The organism is Gilliamella sp. wkB72 (genome assembly GCF_001693745.1).
Taxonomy (GTDB): Bacteria; Pseudomonadota; Gammaproteobacteria; order Enterobacterales; family Orbaceae; genus Gilliamella; species Gilliamella apicola_E.
In genome coordinates this window covers 33,661-59,910 of sequence record NZ_LZEI01000017.1, presented here as the reverse complement: position 1 = coordinate 59,910, position 26,250 = coordinate 33,661, and the positions used below count along the sequence as shown (strand labels likewise).

Annotated in this window: 27 protein-coding genes and 1 other annotated feature; of the genes, 13 read left to right on the top strand and 14 right to left on the bottom strand. The window is 33.9% G+C overall.

From position 1 onward, the window contains the following. Window positions 1-16: 16 nt before the first annotated feature. Both topA and cysB read left to right on the top strand, forming a co-directional pair. Window positions 17-2,617 carry a type I DNA topoisomerase gene (gene topA, locus A9G07_RS08955; protein WP_065734879.1) on the top strand — a complete coding sequence of 867 codons (2,601 nt, stop codon included), beginning with the start codon at window positions 17-19 and terminating at the stop codon, window positions 2,615-2,617. Window positions 2,618-2,781: 164 nt separating this feature from the next. Then, the gene (cysB, locus tag A9G07_RS08950; protein WP_065734878.1) at window positions 2,782-3,753 is read left to right on the top strand and encodes an HTH-type transcriptional regulator CysB; all 972 of its coding nucleotides are present in this window, start codon (window positions 2,782-2,784) and stop codon (window positions 3,751-3,753) included. Window positions 3,754-3,828: 75 nt separating this feature from the next. On the opposite strand, the gene hisIE is transcribed toward cysB, so the two are convergent. The 9 genes from hisIE to A9G07_RS08905 all read right to left on the bottom strand — a co-directional run bounded on the left by hisIE (window position 3,829) and on the right by A9G07_RS08905 (window position 11,641). Further along, the gene (gene hisIE, locus A9G07_RS08945) at window positions 3,829-4,455 is read right to left on the bottom strand and encodes a bifunctional phosphoribosyl-AMP cyclohydrolase/phosphoribosyl-ATP diphosphatase HisIE (protein WP_065734877.1); all 627 of its coding nucleotides are present in this window, start codon (window positions 4,453-4,455) and stop codon (window positions 3,829-3,831) included. Next, window positions 4,449-5,225, bottom strand: a complete 777-nt coding sequence (gene hisF / locus A9G07_RS08940; protein ID WP_065734876.1) for an imidazole glycerol phosphate synthase subunit HisF — start codon at window positions 5,223-5,225, stop codon at window positions 4,449-4,451. The genes hisIE and hisF overlap by 7 nt, the downstream gene beginning before the upstream one ends. Next, a complete protein-coding gene (gene hisA, locus A9G07_RS08935; RefSeq protein ID WP_065734905.1) occupies window positions 5,207-5,944 on the bottom strand; it encodes a 1-(5-phosphoribosyl)-5-[(5-phosphoribosylamino)methylideneamino]imidazole-4-carboxamide isomerase in 738 nt (245 codons plus the stop codon). The genes hisF and hisA overlap by 19 nt, the downstream gene beginning before the upstream one ends. Before the next feature lie 17 nt (window positions 5,945-5,961). Next, complete coding sequence (hisH, locus tag A9G07_RS08930; RefSeq protein ID WP_065563474.1) at window positions 5,962-6,549, bottom strand: imidazole glycerol phosphate synthase subunit HisH; 588 nt, start codon at window positions 6,547-6,549, stop codon at window positions 5,962-5,964. Further along, window positions 6,550-7,617, bottom strand: a complete 1,068-nt coding sequence (gene hisB, locus A9G07_RS08925; RefSeq protein ID WP_065734875.1) for a bifunctional histidinol-phosphatase/imidazoleglycerol-phosphate dehydratase HisB — start codon at window positions 7,615-7,617, stop codon at window positions 6,550-6,552. An 8-nt stretch (window positions 7,618-7,625) separates the two neighbouring features. Further along, window positions 7,626-8,684: a histidinol-phosphate transaminase gene (hisC, locus tag A9G07_RS08920; protein ID WP_065734874.1), complete on the bottom strand. Its 1,059-nt coding sequence runs from the start codon at window positions 8,682-8,684 to the stop codon at window positions 7,626-7,628. Window positions 8,685-8,696: 12 nt separating this feature from the next. Beyond that, window positions 8,697-9,995, bottom strand: coding sequence for a histidinol dehydrogenase (gene hisD, locus A9G07_RS08915; protein WP_065734873.1), 1,299 nt, complete (start codon window positions 9,993-9,995; stop codon window positions 8,697-8,699). A 4-nt stretch (window positions 9,996-9,999) separates the two neighbouring features. Further along, window positions 10,000-10,899 (bottom strand): ATP phosphoribosyltransferase, encoded by a 900-nt coding sequence (hisG, locus tag A9G07_RS08910; RefSeq protein ID WP_065563470.1) that lies wholly within the window; start codon window positions 10,897-10,899, stop codon window positions 10,000-10,002. Window positions 10,900-10,931: 32 nt separating this feature from the next. Further along, window positions 10,932-11,057, bottom strand: a sequence feature (His leader region). Between the two features lie 191 nt (window positions 11,058-11,248). Further along, window positions 11,249-11,641 (bottom strand): Lrp/AsnC family transcriptional regulator, encoded by a 393-nt coding sequence (locus A9G07_RS08905; protein WP_065563469.1) that lies wholly within the window; start codon window positions 11,639-11,641, stop codon window positions 11,249-11,251. 106 nt (window positions 11,642-11,747) lie between these two features. Between A9G07_RS08905 and A9G07_RS08900 the strand changes: the two genes are divergently transcribed. Then, the gene (locus A9G07_RS08900; RefSeq protein WP_065734872.1) at window positions 11,748-12,299 is read left to right on the top strand and encodes a cysteine hydrolase family protein; all 552 of its coding nucleotides are present in this window, start codon (window positions 11,748-11,750) and stop codon (window positions 12,297-12,299) included. A 140-nt stretch (window positions 12,300-12,439) separates the two neighbouring features. Beyond that, a complete protein-coding gene (locus tag A9G07_RS08895; protein ID WP_065734871.1) occupies window positions 12,440-13,594 on the top strand; it encodes a hypothetical protein in 1,155 nt (384 codons plus the stop codon). 366 nt (window positions 13,595-13,960) lie between these two features. Here the strand turns inward: A9G07_RS08895 and A9G07_RS08890 are convergent, their stop codons facing one another. Beyond that, on the bottom strand, window positions 13,961-14,377 hold the full coding sequence (locus tag A9G07_RS08890) for a DoxX family protein (RefSeq protein WP_065734870.1): 417 nt from the start codon (window positions 14,375-14,377) through the stop codon (window positions 13,961-13,963). A 414-nt stretch (window positions 14,378-14,791) separates the two neighbouring features. Between A9G07_RS08890 and A9G07_RS08885 the strand changes: the two genes are divergently transcribed. Beyond that, window positions 14,792-15,415 carry a TetR/AcrR family transcriptional regulator gene (locus tag A9G07_RS08885; protein WP_065734869.1) on the top strand — a complete coding sequence of 208 codons (624 nt, stop codon included), beginning with the start codon at window positions 14,792-14,794 and terminating at the stop codon, window positions 15,413-15,415. Between the two features lie 114 nt (window positions 15,416-15,529). Here A9G07_RS08885 and A9G07_RS08880 read toward each other — a convergent pair whose 3' ends face one another. Together A9G07_RS08880 and crcB are read right to left on the bottom strand one after the other, a co-directional pair. Continuing rightward, window positions 15,530-15,928, bottom strand: coding sequence for a cell division inhibitor SulA (locus tag A9G07_RS08880; RefSeq protein ID WP_065734868.1), 399 nt, complete (start codon window positions 15,926-15,928; stop codon window positions 15,530-15,532). 106 nt (window positions 15,929-16,034) lie between these two features. Continuing rightward, a complete protein-coding gene (gene crcB / locus A9G07_RS08875) occupies window positions 16,035-16,412 on the bottom strand; it encodes a fluoride efflux transporter CrcB (RefSeq protein WP_065734867.1) in 378 nt (125 codons plus the stop codon). Window positions 16,413-16,598: 186 nt separating this feature from the next. Between crcB and A9G07_RS08870 the strand changes: the two genes are divergently transcribed. The 8 genes from A9G07_RS08870 to hxlB all read left to right on the top strand — a co-directional run bounded on the left by A9G07_RS08870 (window position 16,599) and on the right by hxlB (window position 23,613). Further along, entirely contained in the window at window positions 16,599-17,201 is a 603-nt protein-coding gene (locus A9G07_RS08870; protein ID WP_065734866.1) for a riboflavin synthase, read from the top strand. Window positions 17,202-17,705: 504 nt separating this feature from the next. Beyond that, complete coding sequence (locus A9G07_RS08865; RefSeq protein ID WP_065734865.1) at window positions 17,706-19,676, top strand: BglG family transcription antiterminator; 1,971 nt, start codon at window positions 17,706-17,708, stop codon at window positions 19,674-19,676. After that, window positions 19,666-20,121 carry a PTS sugar transporter subunit IIA gene (locus A9G07_RS08860; protein ID WP_065563460.1) on the top strand — a complete coding sequence of 152 codons (456 nt, stop codon included), beginning with the start codon at window positions 19,666-19,668 and terminating at the stop codon, window positions 20,119-20,121. The genes A9G07_RS08865 and A9G07_RS08860 overlap by 11 nt, the downstream gene beginning before the upstream one ends. 29 nt (window positions 20,122-20,150) lie before the next feature. Beyond that, window positions 20,151-21,488: a PTS galactitol transporter subunit IIC gene (locus A9G07_RS08855; protein WP_065563459.1), complete on the top strand. Its 1,338-nt coding sequence runs from the start codon at window positions 20,151-20,153 to the stop codon at window positions 21,486-21,488. A gap of 14 nt (window positions 21,489-21,502) precedes the next feature. After that, window positions 21,503-21,787 carry a PTS sugar transporter subunit IIB gene (locus A9G07_RS08850; protein ID WP_065563458.1) on the top strand — a complete coding sequence of 95 codons (285 nt, stop codon included), beginning with the start codon at window positions 21,503-21,505 and terminating at the stop codon, window positions 21,785-21,787. Between the two features lie 97 nt (window positions 21,788-21,884). Then, on the top strand, window positions 21,885-22,400 hold the full coding sequence (locus A9G07_RS08845; RefSeq protein WP_065734864.1) for a YjbQ family protein: 516 nt from the start codon (window positions 21,885-21,887) through the stop codon (window positions 22,398-22,400). A 15-nt stretch (window positions 22,401-22,415) separates the two neighbouring features. Then, complete coding sequence (gene rpe, locus A9G07_RS08840; RefSeq protein WP_065734863.1) at window positions 22,416-23,066, top strand: ribulose-phosphate 3-epimerase; 651 nt, start codon at window positions 22,416-22,418, stop codon at window positions 23,064-23,066. 10 nt (window positions 23,067-23,076) lie between these two features. Further along, window positions 23,077-23,613 (top strand): 6-phospho-3-hexuloisomerase, encoded by a 537-nt coding sequence (hxlB, locus tag A9G07_RS08835; protein WP_065734862.1) that lies wholly within the window; start codon window positions 23,077-23,079, stop codon window positions 23,611-23,613. Between the two features lie 239 nt (window positions 23,614-23,852). Here the strand turns inward: hxlB and mmuM are convergent, their stop codons facing one another. Continuing rightward, a complete protein-coding gene (gene mmuM / locus A9G07_RS08830) occupies window positions 23,853-24,779 on the bottom strand; it encodes a homocysteine S-methyltransferase (RefSeq protein ID WP_065734861.1) in 927 nt (308 codons plus the stop codon). Continuing rightward, window positions 24,779-26,170 carry an S-methylmethionine permease gene (gene mmuP, locus A9G07_RS08825; RefSeq protein WP_065734860.1) on the bottom strand — a complete coding sequence of 464 codons (1,392 nt, stop codon included), beginning with the start codon at window positions 26,168-26,170 and terminating at the stop codon, window positions 24,779-24,781. Before mmuP ends, mmuM begins: the two co-directional genes overlap by 1 nt. Window positions 26,171-26,250 lie beyond the last annotated feature (80 nt).

Here is a 26,250-nt window from a genome sequence, read left to right as displayed (position 1 = left end):
ATAAATAGGTTTAATTATGGGAAAATCCCTTGTTATTGTGGAATCACCAGCAAAAGCAAAAACAATTAATAAATACCTTGGCAAAGATTTCGTGGTTAAATCAAGCGTGGGGCATATTCGAGATCTTCCAGTTAGTGGTAGTATCCACCGCAATGAAAAAACCAGTAAAGATAAAGCCGAGAAGAAAGTAAAACGATCTGAAAAGCAGATCTTAGTCGATCGTATGAGTGTCGATCCTTATAATGGTTGGAAGGCTCATTATGAAATTTTACCCGGTAAAGAGCGGGTAGTTGATGAGCTTAAAAAGTTAGCCAAAGATGCGGATATGATTTATCTCGCAACCGACTTGGATAGAGAAGGGGAAGCCATCGCGTGGCATCTAAAAGATGTTATTGGTGGTGATGATGATAAATATCGACGTGTTGTATTTAATGAAATCACTAAAACTGCGATTCAAAATGCGTTTAAGCATCCTGCTATGCTTGATATGGATCGTGTTAATGCTCAGCAGGCACGCCGATTTATGGACCGCGTAGTTGGTTTTATGGTGTCGCCATTACTTTGGAAAAAAGTAGCAAGAGGGTTGTCAGCTGGTCGAGTCCAATCCGTTGCGGTACGATTAGTTGTTGAACGTGAACGTGAAATCCATGCCTTTATTCCTGAAGAATATTGGGAGCTCTATGCTGACTTAAAAACAGCTAATCAAGAAAAACTAACTATGCAAGTTACGCATTATAAAGATGATGCGTTTGAACCGAAAGATCGGGTTGCTATTGATATTGCTTTAGCAGAGCTAAATAATAAACAATATCAAGTAACCAATATTGAAGAAAAGCCAACTAAAAGTAATCCAACTGCGCCATTTATTACGTCGACTTTACAACAAGCTGCAAGTACTCGCCTTGGCTTCGGGGTGAAAAAGACAATGATGTTAGCACAGCGTTTATACGAGGCAGGTTATATTACTTATATGCGTACCGACTCTACAAATTTGAGTCAAGACGCATTAACGATGGTCCGAGATTATATTGGTGAAAATTATGGTGATAAATATCTACCAAAATCACCGAATGTTTATACCAGTAAGAAAAACTCACAAGAAGCGCACGAAGCTATTCGTCCTTCTGATGTTAATATACAAGCTACAAGTCTGAGTGATGTTGAAGTTGATGCAGTTAAGTTGTATCAACTAATTTGGCGTCAATTTGTTGCTTGTCAAATGACATCAGCTGAATATAACTCAATTACTGTTACTGTTAAAGCTGGGGATTTTACTTTAAAAGCAAAAGGTCGTACTTTACGTTTTGATGGTTGGACAAAAGTACAATCTCAGTTGAGTAAAAACAATGAAGATAAAATGTTACCCGCTGTATCTGTCAACGATATTTTAGAGTTACTTAGCTTAAATCCCGATCAACATTTTACTAAACCACCTGCTCGTTACAATGAAGCTTCTTTAGTAAAAGAGTTGGAAAAACGAGAAATTGGTCGTCCTTCTACTTATGCAACGATCATTTCAACTATTCAAGATCGTGGATATGTACGATTAGATAATCGTCGTTTTTACGCAGAAAAAATTGGTGAAATTGTTACCGATAGATTAAGTGAAAATTTTAATGATCTTATGAGTTATGATTTTACCGCTCGTATGGAACATGCACTTGATGAGATCGCTAATAAAAAACAAGAATGGCGCGAAGTTTTAGATCAATTTTTTGAAGATTTTAGCCAGCATCTTGAAATCGCTGAACAAGATCCAGATCATGGTGGAATGCAATTAAATCCTTTAGTTTTAACACCAGAAATTAAATGTCCTAATTGTGGTCGTGAAATGGGGATTAAAACTGCAGGAACCGGCGTGTTTTTAGCTTGTTCTGGTTATGCATTACCGCCAAAAGAGCGTTGTAAGCAGACAATTAACTTAATTCCAGAACATGAAACCTTAAACATTTTGGAAGAAGCTGAAACAGCTGAAACCAACGCTTTAAGAGCACTTAAACGTTGCCCTAAATGTCATACCGCTATGGATAGCTATCTGCTTGATAATGAGCGTAAGCTACATATTTGTGGTAATAATCCTATTTGTGATGGTTCTTTGGTTGAAAAGGGTACATTTAAAGTAAAAAGTTATGATGGGCCCATTATCGAATGTGAAAAATGTGGATCAGAAATGCACCTTAAATCAGGTCGTTTTGGACTCTATATGGGCTGTACTAATCAAGAGTGTAAAAATACACGTAAAATCTTGAAAAATGGTGATGTGGCTCCTCCTAAAGAAGATCCAGTTGATTTGCCTGAATTACAATGTACTAAATCAGATGCACATTTTGTCCTTAGAGATGGCGCATCAGGTATATTTTTAGCAGCGCATAATTTCCCAAAATCACGGGAAACTCGTGCACCATTAGTTGAAGAGTTACAACGCTTTAAATATCGTTTACCAGAAAAATTTATTTATTTAACTGAAGCACCAAGCCATGATCCAAATGGTAATCCAAGTATTGTTCGTTATAGCCGAAAGAATAAAGAACAGTATGTTACTTCTGAAGTTAACGGCAAATCTACTGGTTGGGTCATGCAATATGTTCATGGTAAATGGGTTAATAGTAAAAAATAGGTAATAACACTTAATCATTTTATAAAGAATAGCTCAGGTTAAGTAGCTATTTAATATAAAAGCCGTTTTTGTGGTAAAGTGTGAAGGGAATTACCTTAAAAAACCCCTTTCCTCAAGTTTTTTTTGAGAAAAGGGAAAGGTATATAGTTAAAGGAGCCTTTGTCATGAAGTTGCAACAGCTGCGTTATATTGTTGAGGTTGTTAATAATGATCTCAATGTATCGCTTACCTCTGAAAAACTTTATACCTCTCAACCTGGAATAAGTAAGCAGATTAAATTATTGGAAGATGAGCTAAATGTACAAATCTTTACCCGTGTAGGTAAACATCTTTCAGAAGTTACACCAGTTGGTGAGCAGATTATAGCTTTAGCCCGTGATATTTTAAATAAAGCACAAGATATTAAAATTTTAGCTAAAGAGTTTAGTCAACCAAATCAAGGCTCATTAACGATAACAACCACTTATACTCAAGCTCGTTATACTTTACCTCTTGTCATCCAACAATTTATGCAACAGTACCCGAGTATCACTCTTCATATGGAACAAGGGTCATCTCCTCAATGCCTGATGCAAGTACAAAATGGACAAGCTGATTTTGCTATCGTGACCGATTTATCAGATCTTAGTGATGATATGATTGCATTACCTTGTTATCATTGGAACCAAGCTGTCATTGTCATGAAAGATCATCCTTTAGCTAAAAGCAGTTTAGTTACAATTGATGAGCTATCTAAATATCCATTAGTTAGTTATGATTTTTCTAATGATGGTTCCGATCTTAATCAGGCATTTATTAAAGCTAATCAAGTCCCAAATATTGTATTTAGCACTACTGATGCTGATTTGATTAAAACCTATGTCAAATTAGGTGTTGGTGTTGGCATTGTGGCTAAAATGGCGGTTGATGAAAGTTCAGATTGTGAATTTGTGGTGCTAAATGCCGGCCATATATTCCCTTACAGTACAACTTATATCGTCTTCGCACGATCTCTGTTCTTGCGTAATTATATGTATGATTTTATTAGTCAATTTTCTCCACATTTAAATAGACAAACTATAGACAAAATTAGTATTTGTGAAAACAATGTAGCAGTGCAAGCTATGTTTAATGGAGTTAAATTACCTGTTAGATAAACCGATAGGTCATTTTGAAATGTATTTTAAGAAACCAAGCTCAAAGATTGTGCCTCGCTTGGTTTCTTCATAATATTATTTATGTCTAGCTTTTAAAATGCCAATCACATCTTGGAGTGATAGATTTTGATCCTGTAGTAAGACTAATAGATGGTAAATCAAATCTGCCGATTCATTTTTCAATTCTTCTTTATCTTTTACAGTTGCAGCAAGGGCGGTTTCTACACCTTCTTCTCCGACTTTCTGAGCAATACGCTTAGTGCCATCATGATAGAGTTTTGCAGTATAAGAGGTGTTAGGATCAGCTTGCTTACGAGAGCCAAGTAATTGTTCTAAATCGTATAGAAAGCCCCATTCAGTTTTAGAATTCTTAAAGCAGCTGTTTGCTCCAGTATGACAAGTTGGTCCAATCGGATTGACTAAAATTAACAGCGTATCGTTATCACAATCGGTTGAGATATTAACGACATTTAAAAAGTTACCGGAGGTTTCGCCTTTGGTCCATAAGCGTTGTTTAGTCCGAGAATAAAACGTTACTTTTCCGCTATTTAGGGTTTGAGCTAAAGCTTCCTGATTCATATACCCCAGCATGAGCACTTCACCAGAAATATAATGCTGAATAATAACTGGCATTAAATTATCGATTTTTTGCCAATCAAGTGATTTTGTATCTATCTGTATTTGGGAATGTTGAGTTAACATAATCGTATTTCTACTCCATGTTGAGCTAAATATTGTTTAAGTTCGCCAATATTAATAATTTGTTTATGAAAGACTGAAGCCGCTAAAGCACCATCAACATTAGTTTCTTTAAAAGCTTGTAAAAAATGCTCCATAGTACCCGCACCGCCAGAAGCAATCAGTGGTACTTGGCAAACTTCTCTAATCGTTTTAAGTTGCTTAAGATCATAACCATTACGAACACCATCTTGGTTCATCATATTCAATACAATTTCACCGGCACCTCGCTTTTGGACCTCTTGAACCCAATCAATTGTATTCCATTTGGTGGCTACAGTACGTTTTTCATCACCAGTAAATTGATAAACATGATAACTATCTGAATCTTTATCATACCAAGTATCGATTCCAACAACGATACATTGCACACCAAAGCAATCAGCTAATTGAGTAATCAAGTTTGGATTAGCTAATGCCGGGGAGTTGATTGAAATTTTATCTGCCCCATAAGTTAAAATCTGCCCAGCATCTTCAACTGTTTTTATACCACCAGCAACACAAAAGGGTATGTCAATAACTTGAGCAACTTTAGCCACCCAACTTTTATCAACCACACGCCCATCAGATGAAGCAGTGATATCATAGAAAACCAGTTCATCTGCACCTTCTTCCGCATAGCGTTTAGCTAATGGTACAATATCACCAATGATTTCGTGATTACGGAATTGCACGCCTTTAACAACTTGACCATTACGAACGTCCAAGCAAGGTATTATCCTTTTTGCCAACATGAAATTGCCTCCTGAACTGTAAATTTACCTTCTAGTAATGCCCGACCCACAATGACACCAGCAACACCACTGTCTTTTAAGTCTTTTACATCGTTCAACTGTCCGATTCCACCAGAAGCTTGAAAATCAATAGTTGGGTATTTTTTACTAATTTCTTGATATAAGCTTATGTTAGAACCAGTTAATGTACCATCTTTTGAAATGTCAGTACAAAGGACATGTTTTAAGCCATAAGGTAAGTAATCCTCAATTATTTGTTCTAAAGTTTGCTTAGAATCTTCTTGCCAGCCATGAATAGCGACATTTTTATTGCCATATTTGTCAATACGGACATCCAATGCTAATACCAAAGATTCAGGTCCATAATTTTCAAACCATTTTTTTACTAATTTGGGATCTTTAATTGCAGTTGAACCGATAACAACTCGTGTTGCACCAGCAGAGAGAAGCGCTTTAACATCATCTTCACTGCGAATTCCTCCTCCAACTTGTACTGGAACTTGGACACCATTAATCAGTGTTTTAATTAATGCGATTTGTCGAGCTTTTGGATCTTTAGCACCTGTTAAATCAACTAAATGTAGTAATTTAGCTCCTTGCCTCTGATAGTCTTGTAATCGAGCTAAAGGATCATTACCATAATCACGTTTTTGTTCATAATCACCCTGATGTAATCGAACCACAGTGCCATCAATTAAATCAAGAGCAGGAATAATAATAGGGTAAACTGCCATTTTTACATCTCCAAAAAGTTCTTTAGTAATTTTGCACCGGCTGAGCCAGAACGCTCTGGATGAAATTGCACACCGTAAAAGTTGTCTTTTTGTACGGCAGCTGTAAAGCTTTCGCCGTAATTGGTTTCTGCGATAGTTGATGAGCATAATGGTAAGGCGTATCCATGTACAAAGTAAAAATAAGCACCATTTGGAATATCTCGGAATAAATGGTGGCCAGCTTTAGGGTTAACTTGATTCCACCCCATATGCGGTAGTGGTAGTCCACAATCAGGAATTTCAGAGACTTTTTCGTGAATGATACCTAACGTATGGACATGCCCTTCATTACTATAATCGGCCAAAAGTTGCATACCAAGGCAGATGCCTAATACAGGTTGGGTGCAAACTTTTATCAGCTCGATTAAATTCCGTTCTTTTAACTTTTTCATTGCTGCAGATGCGGAACCCACACCCGGTAAAAAGAGTTTATCCGACTCAAGCACAATATCAGGTTCAAGACTAATAATTGGATTATAGCCTAGTCGTTGTATTGCGTATTTTACTGATGAAAGATTTGCACAGCCTGTATCGAGAATGACAATTTTCATCTATAGCACTCCTTTCGAACTAGGTAATCTATCACTTTCAATTTTAATTGCTTGTTTAAGTGTTCGAGCAAACGCTTTAAATAAGCTCTCGATTCTATGATGATCATTATTTCCCGATGTTTCAATATGTAAGGTGATCCCCATAGCATAAGTTAAAGAGTAGAAGAAATGTTCTACCATTTGTGTACTCATATCTCCAACTTTAGGATCACTAAATTGTGCCGAAAATACAAGGTAAGGGCGACCAGAAATATCTATTGCACATTTTGCTAAACATTCATCCATTGGAATAACTGATGCATAGCGTGTGATTCCACGTTTATCTCCAAGAGCTTGTTTTAGCGCTTCACCTAAAGCAAGGCCAGTATCTTCAATGGTGTGATGATCATCAACATGAAGATCACCTTCAACTTGGATATTGAGTTTAATGCCACCATGAGTAGCAATTTGATCGAGCATATGGTCAAAAAAACCAATACCTGTATTAATTTGGCTACCACCTTGTCTATCTAACCAAACCTCAACTAAAATCTTAGTCTCTTTGGTGTTTCTTTCGATTTTTGCATAACGATCTGCTGTGGTTAAACGTTGAGCTATTTCGTTCCAATTAAGATTCACTGGATCATAACGTAACCCTTTTATTTGCATATTTTCTGCAAGCTGGATATCAGTGACCCTGTCACCAATTACATAGCTATTTTGTTTGTCTAAGTTGCCATTCATTAAATAAGGAAGCACCAGTTTTAGTTTAGGTTTACGGCACTCACAATTGTCCTCAGGAAAATGTGGACAAATTAAAACTTCTTCAAATCTGACGCCTTGTGATTCAAATATTTGCATCATTAAGTTATGAGGGCCATCAAATTTGGCTTGTGGATAGCTGCTGGTGCCTAAACCATCTTGATTGGTCACCATAACTAATTTATAACCAGCAGCTTGTAATTTAAGTAATGCGGGTATCACATTAGGTTCAAATTCAAGTTTTTCGAAACTATCAACTTGAAAATCGATAGGAGGTTCAACAATTAATGTTCCATCACGATCGATAAATAAATATTTTTGTAACATACTTGCTCCTATAATATGGCTTTAAGTGCTGTTATTACTGCTTCACATTCAGCTTGAGTACCAATCGAAATTCGAACAAAACCATTTTGACCAATTGATTTACTTTGGTCACGCAATATAATGCCTTCATTCCAAAGTTTATGAAATACATCCTTATTACTCTGAAATTTAACACATAAATAATTTGATTCACTAGGATAAACTTTTTCGACTATAGGCAGCGCTGAAAGATGCTTAGCCAGCTTTTCTTTTTGGTTATTCAGATTGATGACATGCAATCTCATCGTATTAATACCATCTTTACTCAATGCCTGAGTGGCAATGTCAGCGACAGGTGTAGCCAATGGATATGGAGCGATCACTTTTTGTAACGCGTCGATTACCGGTTTATTAGCTAAAGTAAATCCACAACGTAAACCGGCAAGTGCAAATGCTTTTGATAAGGTGCGTAAAATCACTAAGTGAGGAAAGTCTTTAAGCCAACTGACTACCGTTGAATTAGGTGAAAACTCAATATAAGCCTCATCAATCACAACTAGCGCTCGATTTTCGGCTATATTAAGTAATGTTTTAATATCATCTTGATTGATTAAATTACCAGTGGGATTATTTGGTGAACAAACATAGATTAATTTAACACTATCAATATTTTGCTTAATTCCTTCAAGATCAAGTTGCCAATCTGATTTGGTCGGTACAGTTTTAGTTTTTATTCCTAAAGTTTCAGCACTGACTTGATACATACCATAAGTTGGTGGACAGTAAAGTATTGCATCTGTATCAGGTTCACAAAAAGCACGCATTAACAGTTCTATCGCTTCGTCAGCACCGCGGCTAACTATCACTTGATCAGGTCGAACTCCTGCATACTGCGCATAACCATTTATAACATGTTCAGGCTGTGCTTCTGGATAACGGTTTAAAGTTTGCTCTGTTAACTGATAATTGGGAGCAACAGGGTATTCATTGGCATTTAACCACACGTCACCTTTTCCACCAATACGCCTAGCTGATTGATAAGGTGTCAACTTTTGTACGTTTTTTCTGACTAATTGATTAGTATCCATTTTATTCACCTATTATTTATTATCAGCGTTAAGTTTAGCTAAACGAATCGTTACCGCATTTTTGTGGGCGGTCAATTGTTCAGCTTGCGCCATTAACTCAACTGCAATACCTATTGCTTTCAATCCATCAGGCGTTAATTTTTGTACAGTCATCCGTTTTTGAAAATCTGGTAACCCGAGGCTTGAATAAGTTGAAGTATAACCATAAGTAGGCAATACATGATTTGTACCTGATGCATAATCGCCAGCAGATTCTGGTGACCAATCACCGATAAATATTGAACCGGCACTATTAATTTTATCAACCAGTTGATCCGCATTTTTAGTTTGAATAATTAAATGCTCAGGCCCATAACGGTTGCTGATATCTACACATTCTTCTAAATCGTTGGTTACAATAAGTCGGCTTTCTTTCAACGCTTTTTCAGCAATATCTTGGCGCGATAGTTGCATAAGTTGTTTATCAACCTCAATCGAAACTTCCTGTGCAATCTTCTCATCAGGAGTAAGTAGTACCACTTGTGAATCCGGTCCATGTTCAGCTTGAGAAAGTAAATCAGCAGCTATAAAAGATGGATTAGCAGAACTATCGGCGATGACCAATACTTCAGAAGGGCCTGCTGGCATATCAATAGCTGCACCATCAAGACGTTGGCTTACTTGACGTTTGGCTTCAGTAACATAAGCATTACCCGGGCCAAATATTTTATCGACTTTTGGAACTGACTCGGTACCTAATGCCATTGCAGCAATCGCTTGTGCCCCACCTAGTTGATAGATTTCTGTTACACCGCAAAGTTCAGCTGCATACAAAATTTCATCAGCAATTGGGGGAGGTGAGCATAAAATCACTTTACGACAACCAGCAATTTTAGCTGGAATAGCGAGCATTAAAACAGTTGATAATAAAGGAGCAGAACCTCCTGGTATATAGAGACCAACAGAATCAATAGGTCTAGTGACTGACTGGCATTTGATACCAGGCATAGTTTCAACTGTTATGGTCTGTCTTACTTGTGCCTGATGAAATTTTTCAATATTGCTTACAGCCAATTGCATTGCCTGTTTTAAATCCGATTTGACACGACTAGTTGCTGTTTTTATCTCATCTTCAGTTAATTTAATTTGATTGGTTTGAGTTTTATCATATTTACTACTCAATGCTTTGAGGGCTTGGTCACCATTTTGTTTAACCTGTGTCAAAATATCTTTAACCACTTGGCTAATAGAATCTGAGGCAGCAATTGCCGGGCGAGTTAATAATTCTGCTTGCTGTTCTTTAGAACAATTTTGCCAATAAGAAAGCTTCATTTGATTACTCCATCATTTTTTCAATTGGTAATACAAGGATTGAACTAGCACCTAATGCTTTTAGTTTTTCCATGGTTTCCCAGAATAATGACTCAGTGCTAACCATGTGTAATGCTACCCGATTTTGTTCACCGGTTAATGGTAAAATAGTTGGATTTTCTGCACCAGGTAATAGCGAAACAACTTGATCTAAAACTGCTGTTGGAGCGTGAAGCATAATATATTTAGATTCACGAGCTTGAATTACACCTTGAATTCGAGTCATCACTTTATCGATTAGGGCTTGTTTAGTGCAGGACATTTCACCTTCACGTTGAATTAAGCATGCTTTAGATTTATAAATGACTTCTATTTCTTGTAAACCATTGGCCTCAAGAGTTGCACCACTTGATACCAAATCACAAATTACATCAGCTAAACCAGCTCGAGGAGCCACTTCAACAGAACCATTAAGCAAACAAGTTTTAAAACTTACATTATATTGAGAGAGATAACGGCGGAGTAGGTGAGGATAAGTTGTTGCTACACGCAAATTATTTAAGCACTCAGGACCTGTATAGTTAAAGTCACGAGGGGCGGCAATAGATAAACGACATCCTCCAAAATCAAGTCTACGTAATTTTTTATATTGTGGATTATAACCTTCAGCTTGCCTATCTAGAACTTCTTCTTCTAAAACATTTTCGCCCACAATACCAATATCAACTACGCCATCAATCACAAGGCCTGGTATATCGTCATCACGAACGCGTAAAATATCAATTGGCATATTTTCAGCGAAAGCAATTAGACGTTGCTCTTGTAGATTAATTTTGATACCACACTGAGCTAGTAATTTTTTTGACTCATCACTTAAACGTCCTGATTTTTGCATTGCTATACGTAAACGTGAATTATCCAACATGTTATTCTCCCTAAATAAAATTATTAACCACAAACAAAAAACCCTCGGAAGTTTGATCTTCCGAGGGTTCTCTATTTGCTTTTGCGAAATCACCGGAAGACCATTTGTCTTCCAGCACCAATCGCCCGAAGACTATTCAGGAATGATGGTGATGATGGTGTTTAGTCATACAAAAACAATTCATAAAAATTAAAACCTTTAAATTTAACTGTTGTACAAAATATAACAGAAACGATTAATGAGCAATATCTTTTTGTTAATTTATTGAAATAAATTGTAAGCAAGCGATTATTATTAACCATAATGACTTATCAAATATAAATATTTAATCATTTATTTTTACGATTAATTATAAGATTTGTTTTAACTTATGGCTGACTTTATAACGACTATAATCAGCAATTTTATTTAAGAAGTTCTCTAGACTATTATTTTCAAAGTGGCAGACAATCATATAACAACCATCACCAGTAATTTTGTAAAATTCGGAAACCTCATCAAAAGATTTTACTAACTTTTCAAACGATTCAAATTGATTTGAATTCATATAAATAGTAATAAATTGTAATTGAGATTTTTGCTCTTTAATGGTGAATTTTTCGATAATATGATTATTTAATAACTCTTGCACACGTTGACCAACTGCTTGGCTTGACAAGAATACCTTCTCTCCAATCTCTCGCCAAGATTGACGACTATTTTCTTTTAACTCATTTAATATAGCGCGATCTTTTTTATCCATATTTTCATTTTGAAAGCGAACTGCTGTTAATTCCTTCAATTTACTATGTTATTTAAAAGTTAATACCTGCAGAATAATAACATAAAACATTATAAAGGAGAGCAAAATGACGCAAGCATTAATAATTATTGATGTGCAAAATGATTATTTCCCTGAGGGAAAATACCCATTAAATAATACCGAACAGACGTTGAAATATATTTTAAAGTTACAAAATTATTTCCGTCAAAAGCAATTGCCGATTATTTATATACAGCACATTAATCAAGATGTTAATGCCGCTTTTTTTGTAAAAAATAGCTACGGAAGTCAGTTACATTCTAAATTACTTCCTCTTGAAGAGCATAATGAATTTATTGTTCAAAAAGCATATCCAAATAGCTTTTACCAAACTCATTTACAACAGAAGTTAGAGCAATTAGGTATATCACAATTAGTGATTTGTGGAATGATGAGTCACATGTGTGTTGATTCCACCACTCGTTGTGCATTTGAACTAAATTATCAACCAATTTTGATTCATGATGCTTGTACTACTCGTGATCTTAGCTTTAATGGCAATATAATTGCTTCTCAAGTAGTTCATGATAGTTTTATGTCTGCATTAATGAAGTTTGCAACAGTAATGAAGTGTGAATCGTTTATACAAAAAATTTAATGAAGTGAATAACTGAAATACTATCTTAAACTTTAATAATTGAAATAAAAATTCTTATTTTTGACATTAATATTTATCTGTGATAATACTAGCTGATATCAAAATAATTTGATATTAATTATTCTGTTAGAGGTATATACATGTTTCAATCCGTTGGAGGGCATCATGTAGCAAGAGAGGTTATTATATTATTATTCTTGTTGCCAATTTTTTATTTCTTTTATGTTCTGTCGTTCATAGTTATCTTTGCAAGAATGAATCGAATTATTAGAGCAATTCTTGCAACTATAATTTTGGCTTTAGCTATTTATATTTCAATCAATGCTAATTTAGAGTTTTTTGTATTTTTTCTTTCAGCTATTGTTTTTCCGCTTATCATTCGTTTTTGCCAATCAGAAACGAAAAAATATTTTGGTTCAAGACATAAATTGGCTTCTCTATTGAGTTATATATTATTACCATTATTTTGTACTTTCTTTTGGCCGACTTATTTAATCATAGTACCTGGCGTGACTAAGTATTTAGAAAATAGACCAAGTAGCGAGTGTAAAAAAAATGGACGTTTAGTTGAACTGTCCAAAGATGCAATCTTACGTATTTATCCGAATTCTAAATATTCACCATTTTGGGTTATTGAAGGATATAATAGTGCTAATGTTTCAGAAAGAAAATTTTGCGAGAAGTTTTCTAATGATACAGCTCATAAAATTGATAAAATTAGTGATATTAGAATTGACTCGAGTGATATTTGCCTTCATCCAACATCCAAAGCATTAACTGCTTATTGCAATAATATAAAAAATGAAAATTTACAATTTAACAATTTAGATATTGATTTTTTTAGAACTAATAAGAATAGCTCTGATGACAGTTCATTTAAAATATTTCAAGAAAACTTAGAGTATGCAAAAAGTAAAGAAAACTGCGATTATTGTTATAATAAATTTATAGAGAGTAGTCAATTTGACAATAATATAGTTCTGTATAGATTTAAAAATAATAATATTCTAATTGTTCCCCAACCAAATTGGTTACCTATTCAATCTGAACCATTAGTAATTAAATGTTCAATTGATAAGGATTTAGCATGTCATTATATTTATGAATATAAAGGGGATTTTAAAGTATCACTTCACTATGAATTTATTAATCATGATAATAAAGCCAATTATGGAGAGGAACCCATTTACAACCAAGAGTTCATTGATAAATATTTAGAAGGCGCTCAAAAAGCCGCTTTAGTAGTTGAAGATTTTATTGAGAGTCTAAGTGACAAGCAAGATATGGTGGATTGAGACTTTAGTTAAATAGTTTCAAATTACTTGCCGATTGATGTTAGTTTATATTTTAAGGATTGATTTCAGATAAAGCTTTCAATGCTTAGATAAATTTACCCAGAATATACAGATTATAGTTTTCTTATTATTAATAAATAAACAATCAAAAAATTGTAGCGTAATATGTTTAATAAAATAGATCATATAAACATAACTGGTTTAAATAAAATATAATTATCTGAATGTTAAGATAGGGAAGAGTAATAAACAATATCGATAGGAAAACTAAGCCATTATTAAAACTAGATTGAACTATTTATTTAAGCGATAAATCAAAATTAGAGGAAAGGTAATCATTTTTACCTTTCCTAGAAATTTAACATATTATGACTCGATAATTTGTGGATATTTTTTACCAGATAGAACACTAAATCTGCCGGTTCCAAGCAATGAAAGACTAAAAGCAGTTAAAGACATAAATGCTGGATATTCCCAACCACCACCTGGATTAGTAAATGACCAACCATTAGCCCAATGCACAATAGTTATTATTGCTAGTTGAAAAAAGGCAATTAATGCAACAGCGCGAGTTAGAATACCTAATAGCAACAATGCACCGCCACCAATTTCAAAAACGATTACAATATAAGAAAAGAACCCAGGAAAACCAAGAGTGTGAAAATACTCTGCGGTACCTTCTGGTGTTAGAACAAGTAACTTTGTAAAACCATGAGCTAAAAACATCATACCTAAAGCAATTCGTAATACGAAAGCAGCTACATCAGTTTGATATTCTTTCATTGTGTGTTTCCTATATTAAGTTAACAAAATAATAAAAATCTTATATATCTATTACTTATTTGAAACATAGGATACTGCATGTGAGATTGTCTCACAGTTAACAATCAATAGTAAAGGAACATTAAAATATTAAAGTTCTTCTTATCAATATGAATTAGTACTATTAATTGCGATAAAATAGCGGTGCGACTAATGTCGCACCGGTATTACTTACTTATTGTTGGTGTCGAATAGAATTGGTATTTAAATTTGTTTGCCTAAATTATGTTTCTAAACATTCAAATTTTATTGGGTAACATTATATATCAAAAATGAGACTTTAGTCTCATTTTTTTAAAATATTTCACAATTAATAATTTATTATTTAAAATGAAAGAAATGGAGTAAAATTAATATAAGTCAAAAAACACTGTTATGAACAAATTTGAAACTAGTTCTTTGAACAACTTTACAAGTCTTAAAAAAAAGAATTATGAGCGACTATTAGAGATTGCTTTGGACTCATTAGAAAATGGAATTGAACCTACGATTACTGAGTTAGCAGATAAATCAGGAATCTCAAGATCGACTGCTTATCGCTATTTTCCAACACAAAATGATCTGATATCGGCAGTGGTTAATCGTTCACTTGATCCTATTTTACAATGGCATACAGAAGAACAAAATATAAGCCAAAGAGTTAATGAATTCATATCGTTTGCTTATACTGAAATGATAAAACATGAAGGTGCTATAAGAGCGACGATGCGATTATCTTTGCAACAATGGGCTAATGAGCGTTCTAAATCAGCACCTAATACAACAAAACGAGTACGGGAAAATCGTAAAGAGGTAATTTCGAAATTATTACAACCGTTACAATCACAGCTTAGTGAAGAGCAATATAATAAAGTCATTTATACCATATCAATCATCTGTGGTTCGCAAATAACGGTTTTAAAAGATGTTTGGAATTTAGATGATTCATATATTATATCGCTTTCTCAATGGATAGCTAACGCTATCATTAATCAAGCGAAAAATGATGCTAACACTTAACGTGTTTTTTTCCTATTCCTTTCTAAGTTTTTAAAAAGAAAAATTATTCAAAACACTGTCATATTAGACAGTGTCTTTCTTTTATAACTATAAATTTTAGAAACAGATATTTTTTTAATGGTATTGAATTGGTTGTTGGTTTTGTTCATCGTGAACTAAAAACAAACAGGTATTGCTGGTTAAAACAGCTTGTTGTAAACGCAGTTTATCTTGCTCATTAAGATCATTAACACATGCAACTACATAACTACAGGTTTTACTTTGTAATGCTTTCTCAATAGTAGATACTAAATTTTCATTATTCAAATTAGCTAAATGAACAACTTTTTCTTTATCTAGTCCAGCAGTATTCACCCATGAACGTTTCAGCATCGGACGATCTGATAGCCATAATTGCCATTTTTTCTCTTTATTAAATGAACGTAATAAAGGTCGCTGTTGTTGTAACACCTGTTGAAAGGGGGTTTCAAAATTGATAGCCATAAGTTGTGGTGAAGAATGTTCAATAAGCATAAAAACCTCGATACTGTTTGCATATACAGTGTATATTAATACAGTAATTTGAGGTTGTAAATACTATTTGTGATCATTTTTTATATTGTTTTGGGTTAATATACCTTCATGAACGAAAAAATTGATAGGTAAAAAAGCCTAAAAATGTCATTAAAACTGAGCCAGTAACATGAACAGCAATGGTCGCTAATCCCCAACCAATACGACCTTCTTGAAGAAAATTAACAATTTCAGCCGAAAATGTTGAAAAAGTAGATAACCCACCACAAAAACCTGTAATTATCAGCAATCGCCACTCAGTAGAAAGATTTGCATGATTAAAAAAAGCAATTGCAAAACCAATAATATAACCAGCGATCAAATTAGAAAATAATGTACCTAAAGGAATAGCAAAAGCAATGACATTTAATTTTAACGATAAGAACCAGCGAAGCAATCCTCCGAAAACTGAACCGATTGAAATAGCTAAAATAAGTTTCAACATAAATGGGCAACCTTTAAATCATAAATTAAACCTGATCATATCAGTAGAGCATCCAATTGGATATCTTTTTGAAGATAAAATCATTCATTTATTAAATATATTAAATATTCGATTTCAATCGTTATTATTTTTTACTGGTTTGCGCTAAAATATTTAGCTAAATGATTAAATATAAAGGTTATGATAATGTTTACAGGAATCGTACAAGGTGTTGGTCAGATTATTTGTATCACAGATCAGGACAAATTAAGAACCTATAAAGTCAAACTTCCACACAACTTAACAAATAATATTGAAATCGGGGCATCAATAGCAAATGATGGCTGTTGCTTAACTGTAACCGGAATTGAAAATGACTGCGTAACCTTTGACATTATGCAAGAAACCCTTGCTTTAACTACTCTCGGCAATAAGAAGCAAAACGACTTTGTTAATATTGAACGAAGTGCTAAATATGGTGATGAAATAGGTGGGCATGTAATGTCTGGACATGTCTCTTGTACTGCAACCATTATCGATATCCAAAAAACAGCTACCAACTGTCAAATGACCTTAGCTATGCCAGAAAAATTTATGAAATATGTGCTATATAAAGGCTTTATTGGTATAGACGGCGCAAGTTTAACCGTTGGTGAGGTTAAAGATAACCATTTTAACATTCACCTGATCCCAGAAACCTTATCGATTACTACTCTTGATACCAAAAAAGTAGGGGATAGTGTTAATATCGAAATTGATTCACAAACTCAAGCTATTGTCGATACGGTTGAACGCGTATTAGCAAAATAAATGATTGAGCACAAAAGATTATTTAATAATGGTTTATTGCGAAAAATAGACTTTTTATTGAGATAAAAGCAAACTATTAAAAGCATCAAACCATTATTATTGAATTAACTTATAATATAAGTTATTACAAACATTTATCTCTTTTAAAAAAATAAACTCAGCTATTTAATAGGATGAAAATATTAAAGATATGCTTTACTATCTGAAATGAATCATCCAAATAATCATCATTCTTAATTTATTCATTAAAAAGAAATATAAAATAGTAATTTCATGTCAAATGACTAAATGTATTACCTCATTATTAAGACCTTTATAATCATCTAGATTAAGAAAAATACCCCATTTTAAGATTGTTATTCACGCAATCAGACTTTTCAACATTGGTTATTATCACATTTGATTCCAGATTAATCTGGAAAAAAATGTAATCGTCTTATTTATTTATCTAACTATACTTTAAATCATCATGAAGGTATTACATATAGAAAAAGGAGTTGAGTAATGGAAAGACAGATCAAATTACTTAAACTACTTTTTAGCCAGTCAGAATTTAAACCGGCTGCTTTTTTTAGTTCAAAATTATTAATTTCAACTAAAACCGTATATTGCGATATTGAAAAACTAAACGAACGTTTAAAAACGATACCGAATATGGATATTCGAATCGAAAAGTCACCTCGTAAAGGATTAATTTTATTAGGTCAAAAAACGGATATTGAAACAATAATTAATTATTTAGAACAAAAAAATAGTCACAGTTATTTTAATAAAAAATCACGGCGATTAAGTCCTGAATACCGTCGCTTAGATATTGTTAAACGATGTTTATTAAATAGTGAAAACGTATCACTTGAGCAATTATCTTTTGACTATTTAGTCAGTAAAACATCATTACACAAAGATATCGAATTTATTAATCGTGCGCTTGAACAAGAAAATATCGTATTAACCGTCACTCACAAAGGAATTCATGTTGACGGTAATGAAAATCAAATACAACGAGCGATTAAACATTTTCTCTCCTTATATATTCACAAACAAGATGACTATTATCTAAATCAATTGATGAAATCCTTTATAGGGGATGATTCGTTTAAACAGATAAATCGATTACTGTTTGAACGTTTTGAATCGGTCGTTGCACAATCTACTGAGCATTATCTATCTTCGCTACTGATATCAATTACCATACAACTTAAGAGATTGTGTTTGGGATATTCAATTCCTGAAGAAAATGATTTTTTATTTAATCATATTCGATATATGCAATCCTACTTAATTGCCTCGGAATTGGCAAAAACACTTGAGTCAACTTTTCATGTGGCGTTTCCAACCAATGATATTAAATATTTAAGCAAACTGTTTTTTGCTCATCGAATCATTGATGAAAATATCATTGTTGATGACAGTTTTTATGAACAAATTATCTTCAGGATCATAAAAAAAATTGGTGATATTGAGAATGTAGATTTAACGGGTGATAGTAAATTGTTTAACTCTTTATTGTCACATTTTCCATCGATGATTACTCGTTTACAAAAGAAAATCCGTATTATAAATCCAATATTAGACGAGATAAAACAAGAATATTCTAAATTATTTAGTGTGTTATGGTATGCACTTTCAGACTTAGAACGTAAATTTGACATCCATTTAAATGATCATGAAATCTCATTTTTATTGATTCATTTTCAAATAGCTTTAGATAAAGCCGCGGATGCAAATAATATTGTCATTATTTGCCAATATGGGTGCTCATCATCAAACTTAATTTTAAATAAAGTACGAAAACTTTTACCGTCGAAAGATAATATCGAAGTCTATTCTGTTTCAAAATTAAATTCGACCAAACTTAGTAATGTCGATTTAATCATCACTACACTTGATATCAACAACATTAATAAACCAATTGTCAAAATATCATCATTATTAAACAATCAAGATTACCAAAATATTATCCAAGCTTACGCCAACTATGTTCTTAATAAACAACCCGATTTTTTAGACAATTACTATCCAACAACAGCTAAATTCGTTAAAGCCGATTTAATTGAATTAAACGTTGATATTCAACACAAAAATGAATGCCTTAACTTACTGATAAGTAAGCTTGAAGAGAAAGGATTTGTAACTAAAAACTATCGTGATTCAGTGTTATATCGTGAAGAAATCGGTGATACCTCGATTGAAAACGGGATCGCTTTACCTCATGGTTCACCAATGTTTGTTATCAAATCAAGCATATCAATCATGACATTAAAACAACCGATCAAATGGGGCATGATTGATGTCAGCATCATTATCATGGTTAGTCTTTCGGAGAACAATATTAATAGTATTAATGACGTTTTCACTGAAATTTATGAAATAGTCTCGAATAAACAGGCAATTTCATCCTTAAAAAATCTCACAAACTTTAAACAACTTAAACTATTTTTGGACAATCAAAGAGGAATCAAGAATGTACTTTGATCAGCATTTATGCCTATTCAATATTGAGGCAAAAACTAAAGAAGAGATCTTAACAACAATGGCACAAATGTTATTTTCACATGGAATTGTTAAACAAGACTATTTAGATGGAATTTTGCAAAGAGAAAAACAATATCCAACAGGATTATTAATTAATTCCGTCGGTTTTGCCATACCACACACTGATTCTTCAAAAGTTAATCAGTCACAAATTTGCTTTGCATCCCTAAAAAATCCAATCATTTTTTCTGGTATGACTGATGATAAAGAACAAATCCCAGTCAAATTCATTTTTATGCTAGCAATGAAGCAGCCACATGAGCAAATTGAAAATTTACAAAACCTTATTGGCTTATTTCAAAATGATGAGCAAATAAAATTATTAGAAAAGTGTCAATCAATTAACGAATTTACCTCTATTTTAAATACCGCAGGCGTTAAATAGGGTTGATTAATTTTATCAAGGAGTTACAAATGGATAGTGTCATTAATATTTTTCAATGGTTAATAGATCTTGGTGGAGTGGTTTTTTTACCAATCATCATTTTTATCATAGCCTTATTTTTTAGAGTCAGTTTTTCCAAAGCGATAATGTCGGGTATTACCGTCGGTATCGGTATCGTTGGTCTTGGATTAGTTATCGGTTTACTATCTGACACTTTAGGTGTTGCCATCCAAAAAATGGGTGAACAGTATGGAACATCATTAAGTATTATGGATATTGGTTGTGGAGTAGGTGGGCCATTGGCATTCTCAACTACATTGGGGTTATTGCTAATTCCAGCATCATTAATTATCAATTTCTTATTTATCTCACTCGGTTGGACTCGAACTTTAAATGTCGATATCTGGAATTTCTGGTTTGCGATTTTCCTAGGTTTAGTGGCATATTCAGTCACAGGTGAATATTGGGTTGGTATCATTGGCTGTATAACTGCAGTAATGTTGCAATGGTTTTTAGCCGATCTATTACAGAAACCAATAAGCTCATTTTTTGGTTATCCTGGCATTGCTATTACTCACCTCATGGCATTATCGGGTGCAATTGTCGCAATCCCATTAAATTGGATCTTTGACCGAATTCCAGGTTTAAATAAATTAAATGCCGATTCAGAAACGCTAACCAAACGTTTTGGTATCTTTGGTGATACTGTTGTTATCGGATTAATCATCGGTATTGTCGTTGGGATTTTAGCCAATTATGATGTTCCAAAAATTGGTCAGCTAGGTATTTCAACTGCTGCAATCATGAAAATTATGCCAAAAATGGTTGCAATGTTTATGGAAGGCTTACTTCCTGTTGCTGACGCTGCGCGTGAATTTACTAGTAAAAAACTTAATGGAAAACAAGTAAACATCGGAATGGATGCCGCGTTAACTGTTGGTCATCCTGCGGTAATGGCAACTGCGTTAATCATGGTGCCTGTATCATTACTACTTGCTTTGATCTTACCGGGTAACAAAGTACTACCTTTTGGTGATTTAGCCTTCTATGCATTTGGCATCTGCTTAATGGTACCGTTCTTTAAAGGTAATATTATTCGTTCAATCCTTGGTGGCACCATTTACCTAGTTATCTGCCTATATATGGCAACTTGGCTTGCACCAGTCATCACTGATGTATTCCATCTAGCTAATTATGATGTAGGTACAGCTGGTATTGTTACTGTAATTTTATGTGGATTATGGCCTGTAACACTATTTGTACTGTTATTAACCCATATCGGATACCTTGGCCTAATTGGTTTAGCTCTCGTAATCCTTTGCTTGCTTATCTATATCAACAAAATCAAAAAAATTGAAATGTATTAAAAGGAAATAGTCATATGAAAAATTTACTCATAATGTGTGGGGCAGGTCATGCAACTTCAACTATTGCAGTAAGCAAAGTCACTAAATGGCTTAGTGATGAAAAATTAACAGATCAAGTGAAAATTTATCAATCTAAAATTGCTGATGAACTTAATAAAATCGACTCTTATGACGTTGTGGTGAGTACCACCATCGTACCAGATTCAATTAAGGCTAAAGTCATCAACGGTTTACCATTACTTACTGGTGTAGGATTGAATGAGTTTTTTGCAGAGTTAAAAAAACGTTTAGCTATTTAATTGAAAAGCATCATAAAGTATTTATAACGACCGCCTCATTGACTTTCGTTAACTGAAATAACAAAGTTAATGAGGCTGCAATAAGGAATAAAGCAATATGAAAATTATTCATCATGCCATTGAAATCAATACTGTTGCTGGCAGACACTCTTACCATGATATTACTGAAGAATTAAATCAATTTGTTAAGCAATCCAATATCGAAAATGGTCAGTTAACCATAGCTACCACACATACAACCTGCTCACTATTTTTTGAAGAGTGTATGCATGACACTAATTTTTTTGGGGATGAGTTTCTTCATGTCGATATCAACAATACCTTAGAAAAAATTGTACCACGCATGACCAGTGAAAATCAGTACAACAGCCCAGGTCCAAAGCATGTTGAATTTGGTTTAGGACTTAGTGATCCCAATTATCCAGCAGAAAAATGGGTTATGCTAAATACTGATGCTCATATCAAATCATCACTTTTTGGTCATTTCTCATTGGTGTTGATCATTAAAGATGGTTTGCCACTATTAGGGCAATTAGGAAAAATCTATTTTGTTGACTGGGATGCGCTACGTGAACGAAAACGTCATGTCAATTTTATGTTGATGGGCTGTTAATAAGAGGGAATAATTATGATACTGTCTCCATCACTATTTAATTCTGATCTTTATCAGATTAAAGAAAACTTGGAAAAATTGAAATCATTGGGTATTCGTCAATTACATATTGACGTGATGGATAATCACTATGTACCAAATCTTGGTTTTAATGCAAGCTTTGTCAAAAATTTAAAAACACATACTGATTTCATTTTAGATTGTCATCTTATGGTCGAGAAGCCTGAGTTAGCCATAGCAGATTTTATTGATGCTAAAGCTGATATCATCACCTTTCATTACGAAGCAACGACCCATCACTCATTCATTATCAACAAAATAAAAAGTAACAATATCAAAGCTGGAATAGCTATCAATCCAAGCACACCCATTGAAAACCTTAAGCTACTCTTACCTTTTATTGATTTGGTACTCGTTATGACAGTCAATCCTGGTCAAAAAAATGAAAGCTTTTTACCTTTTACCTTACAAAAAATTGAACAATTAACCCGTGAAAAGCAAAAAGGTAATTATCATTACGACATCCAAGTTGATGGCAATATTACCGACCAAACTATATCACTATGCATTGCCGCTGGAGCAAATAGCATTGTATCGGGTGGATTCATCTTTAAAAATAATGCCATCGAAAACAATATAGAAAAGTTAAAAATGGCAATAAAATAGGAATAAAACAGTGAATATCAAAAATGTACTTAGCAATATATTGACAGAAATATCGGCGCAGGAAGGCAATTTAAATGAAGATCAACTTCAGGAATTTAAAAACGCTATTATTTCCGCAAAACATATCTTTTTAGCTGGAACCGGCAGATCAGGATTAATGATTAGTGCATTTGCTAATCGATTAATGCATTTAGGTTTAAATGTGAGTTTAATAACTGAAATCAGCAAACCTAAAGCAAATGTTGGCGATTTATTGATTTTAGGATCTAATTCTGGGGAAACTAAAAGCCTCATTGCTTATGCTAATCAAGCAAAAGCAATCGGCGTTAAAATAATCCTATTTACCACCAACAACAACTCAAGTTTAGCAAAACTAGCTGATAACATTGTTGCAATTCCAATCAATGTTGTTCAATTAAATCAACCTATGGGCAGTACCTTTGAACAACTATCTCTGCTGACTTATGACAGCATCATTTATAGCTTAATGGAAGATTTGAACCAAACGCCAGAATCAATGAAAAATCGACATGCCAATATTGAATAGCATTGAGTCTAAAAAACTCCAAATCTCAAACCCAAATTAGTGACGGATGCTTTTGGAGGCAAGTTCATTGCATCTACACTATATGGGATAGTTAACATTATCGTATTTAATATCTTTATAAAATTTTGAGGAACGGGGTTTTTGAGGGGGATGAGAACGCAAATAGCTCTTAAAAAGTTAAACCGCTATTAATTTATCTATTCAATTAACAGCGATTTTATCCCTTACAGATTGAATCACTATTTAATATTTTTTAAATAGTCAGCAATTTCTGCAATATCTTTAGGTGTAGTTTGGCAGCATCCGCCAATCAATTTAGCACCTAATTTTAACCAAGTTGGTAATTGGTTTTTGAAAGTACAGTTGTGTTGGTGATTTTTATGCCATTGTTTGGTGGTTGGATCATACTGTTCACCTGAGTTTGGATAAACAATCAAAGGTTTTCTAGTTAAGGTTTGTAATACGGTTAATGCGGCAGTTACTTCTTCTAAGGCAATGCAATTAATACCAACACTAACCACTTGATCAACGTTATTTAGATAATCGATCACTTCTTTTAGCGGGGAACCATCGCTAAGGTGATTAGCATCTTTTAAGGTAAATGAGAACCATGCTGTCATTGTTGGATACTGTTTCAGTACTTTAACAAGCGCTTTAATTTCAGCAAAATTGGGTAAGGTTTCGCAAGCTAGGATATCGGCTTTTGCATCGATGAGTGCTTGTATTCGGATCTGATGAAACTCGATAAATTCTTCTTCACTTAATTGATAGTTGCCTGTGTATTCTGAACCATCAGCTAAATAAGCACCATAAGGACCAACTGAACCAGCTATAAATAGTGGTTTATTTTTACCAATCTGAGTTAAATATTGCTCTTTTGCTTGTTGAGCCAGCTCGACACTTTTTTTGATAAGCTTTATAGATTCATCTAAAGATATCCCTTTTTTAGCGAACCCTAAAGGTGATGCCTGATAGCTGGCAGTGGTTGCACAATCTGCACCAGCTTTAAAGTAGTCATAATGAACTTGCCTAATCAGATCGGGTTGTTCTATTAATACTTTGGCTGACCACAAACTATCATTAAGATCACAGCCACGGCGCTGTAACTCACTAGCTAAAGCACCGTCAATTATAATATTTTGGTTGAATGATATTGGATTAGACATTATCGGTTTACTCGTTGTTGATAAGCTCGGGTAACATGATAGGCGATATAGCAAAACACCACAAATGGAATACCACAATAAAGCGCGATGCGCTGTTCTGGATCGAATGCCAAACCAACACAAGCAACTAAGCATAGAATAAAGCCTAAAATTGGTACTAATGGGTATAAAGGTGCTTTATATTTGAGACCTTCAATGTCAGAAGATGAAAGTTGTTTTCTAAAAAAGTAATGAGAGGCACAAATACTTAACCAAACCGCCACCACAGCAAATCCAGAAATCGCGGTTAGGCCGACAAACACCGTATCTGGGGCGATGACACTAGAAAACAGCGCTAATAAACCGCCAATCATACTAACGGCAATAGCTGTGGTTGGAATACCTTTTTTATTTAGTTTACTAAAGTATTTAGGTAATGTGCCTTGATTGGATAATGACCATAACATCCGACCAGAAGCATATAGACCAGAATTAGCGGCTGATAGAATAGCGGTTAAAATAACAAAATTCATAATATCAGCCGAATAGGGGATACCAATACTTTCGAACACTTCAACAAATGGACTTTTGATTACACCAGCTTGCTCCATTGGTAGTAGCGCTGCTAATACAAAAATTGTACCGACGAAAAAGATGATTAATCTGAAAATAGTGGTTTTAATCGCTAATGGAATCGATTTTTCAGGCTGATGAGTTTCACCAGCAGCTATACCAATAAGTTCGGTTCCAGAAAAAGCAAAATTAACTGATACCATGGTCATAATTATTGGCGTAATACCATTTGGGAACCAGCCATACTCGGTAATATTATGTAAAAATGGAGCTGGCATATCATTTTTCATCGGAATTATGCCAAAAATAGCTGCGCTTCCGGCAATGATAAATACTACGATAGTGATGACTTTTATTATCGAAAACCAAAACTCACTTTCGGCAAAAAATTGTGCAGTAATTATATTCAACATAAAAATGACTAAGCAAAAAACTAAACACCACTGCCATACAGGGACTTGCGGGAACCAGTATTGCATACACAATCCGGCAGCGGTAAAGCTTGATCCTAATGCGACAGTCCAAGTTAACCAATAAAGCCAGGCTACCGTATAGCCTGTAGCAGGGCTGATAAATCGTGATGCATAGGTATGAAAGGCACCCGTTTCAGGCATAGCCACAGCAAGTTCACCTAAACATAACATGACAAGATAAACGACTAATGCGCCAATTAAATAGGCAATGATTGCACCAATTGCGCCAGCAGTGGCAATAATATAACCGGTATTAAAAAATAGACCGGTCCCAATTACACCACCTAAAGATAGCATAATTAAATGCCGAGTTTTCATGGTGCGTTTAAATTGATTTTCATTACTAACAGAAGAATGTTTATTCATAAAATTTATTTTTAGTTAAAGTAAAAGAATCCATAATTCTAAGTAAGTTGAATTATGATTTAAATTTTCAATGATTTATA

Coding starts and splice junctions, on each gene's coding strand:
- rpe (WP_065734863.1), top strand. CDS start 22,416: ATGATACTGTCTCCATCACTATTTAATTCTGATCTTTATCAGATTAAA.
- A9G07_RS08900 (WP_065734872.1), top strand. CDS start 11,748: ATGACGCAAGCATTAATAATTATTGATGTGCAAAATGATTATTTCCCT.
- A9G07_RS08880 (WP_065734868.1), bottom strand. CDS start 15,928: ATGCTTATTGAACATTCTTCACCACAACTTATGGCTATCAATTTTGAA.
- mmuM (WP_065734861.1), bottom strand. CDS start 24,779: ATGTCTAATCCAATATCATTCAACCAAAATATTATAATTGACGGTGCT.
- crcB (WP_065734867.1), bottom strand. CDS start 16,412: ATGTTGAAACTTATTTTAGCTATTTCAATCGGTTCAGTTTTCGGAGGA.
- A9G07_RS08845 (WP_065734864.1), top strand. CDS start 21,885: ATGAAAATTATTCATCATGCCATTGAAATCAATACTGTTGCTGGCAGA.
- A9G07_RS08870 (WP_065734866.1), top strand. CDS start 16,599: ATGTTTACAGGAATCGTACAAGGTGTTGGTCAGATTATTTGTATCACA.
- A9G07_RS08890 (WP_065734870.1), bottom strand. CDS start 14,377: ATGAAAGAATATCAAACTGATGTAGCTGCTTTCGTATTACGAATTGCT.
- hisF (WP_065734876.1), bottom strand. CDS start 5,225: ATGTTGGCAAAAAGGATAATACCTTGCTTGGACGTTCGTAATGGTCAA.
- A9G07_RS08855 (WP_065563459.1), top strand. CDS start 20,151: ATGGATAGTGTCATTAATATTTTTCAATGGTTAATAGATCTTGGTGGA.
- cysB (WP_065734878.1), top strand. CDS start 2,782: ATGAAGTTGCAACAGCTGCGTTATATTGTTGAGGTTGTTAATAATGAT.
- A9G07_RS08895 (WP_065734871.1), top strand. CDS start 12,440: ATGTTTCAATCCGTTGGAGGGCATCATGTAGCAAGAGAGGTTATTATA.
- A9G07_RS08850 (WP_065563458.1), top strand. CDS start 21,503: ATGAAAAATTTACTCATAATGTGTGGGGCAGGTCATGCAACTTCAACT.
- hisC (WP_065734874.1), bottom strand. CDS start 8,684: ATGGATACTAATCAATTAGTCAGAAAAAACGTACAAAAGTTGACACCT.
- mmuP (WP_065734860.1), bottom strand. CDS start 26,170: ATGAATAAACATTCTTCTGTTAGTAATGAAAATCAATTTAAACGCACC.
- A9G07_RS08905 (WP_065563469.1), bottom strand. CDS start 11,641: ATGGATAAAAAAGATCGCGCTATATTAAATGAGTTAAAAGAAAATAGT.
- hisIE (WP_065734877.1), bottom strand. CDS start 4,455: ATGTTAACTCAACATTCCCAAATACAGATAGATACAAAATCACTTGAT.
- hisG (WP_065563470.1), bottom strand. CDS start 10,899: ATGTTGGATAATTCACGTTTACGTATAGCAATGCAAAAATCAGGACGT.
- A9G07_RS08860 (WP_065563460.1), top strand. CDS start 19,666: ATGTACTTTGATCAGCATTTATGCCTATTCAATATTGAGGCAAAAACT.
- A9G07_RS08865 (WP_065734865.1), top strand. CDS start 17,706: ATGGAAAGACAGATCAAATTACTTAAACTACTTTTTAGCCAGTCAGAA.
- hisB (WP_065734875.1), bottom strand. CDS start 7,617: ATGTTACAAAAATATTTATTTATCGATCGTGATGGAACATTAATTGTT.
- topA (WP_065734879.1), top strand. CDS start 17: ATGGGAAAATCCCTTGTTATTGTGGAATCACCAGCAAAAGCAAAAACA.
- hisD (WP_065734873.1), bottom strand. CDS start 9,995: ATGAAGCTTTCTTATTGGCAAAATTGTTCTAAAGAACAGCAAGCAGAA.
- hisH (WP_065563474.1), bottom strand. CDS start 6,549: ATGAAAATTGTCATTCTCGATACAGGCTGTGCAAATCTTTCATCAGTA.
- A9G07_RS08885 (WP_065734869.1), top strand. CDS start 14,792: ATGAACAAATTTGAAACTAGTTCTTTGAACAACTTTACAAGTCTTAAA.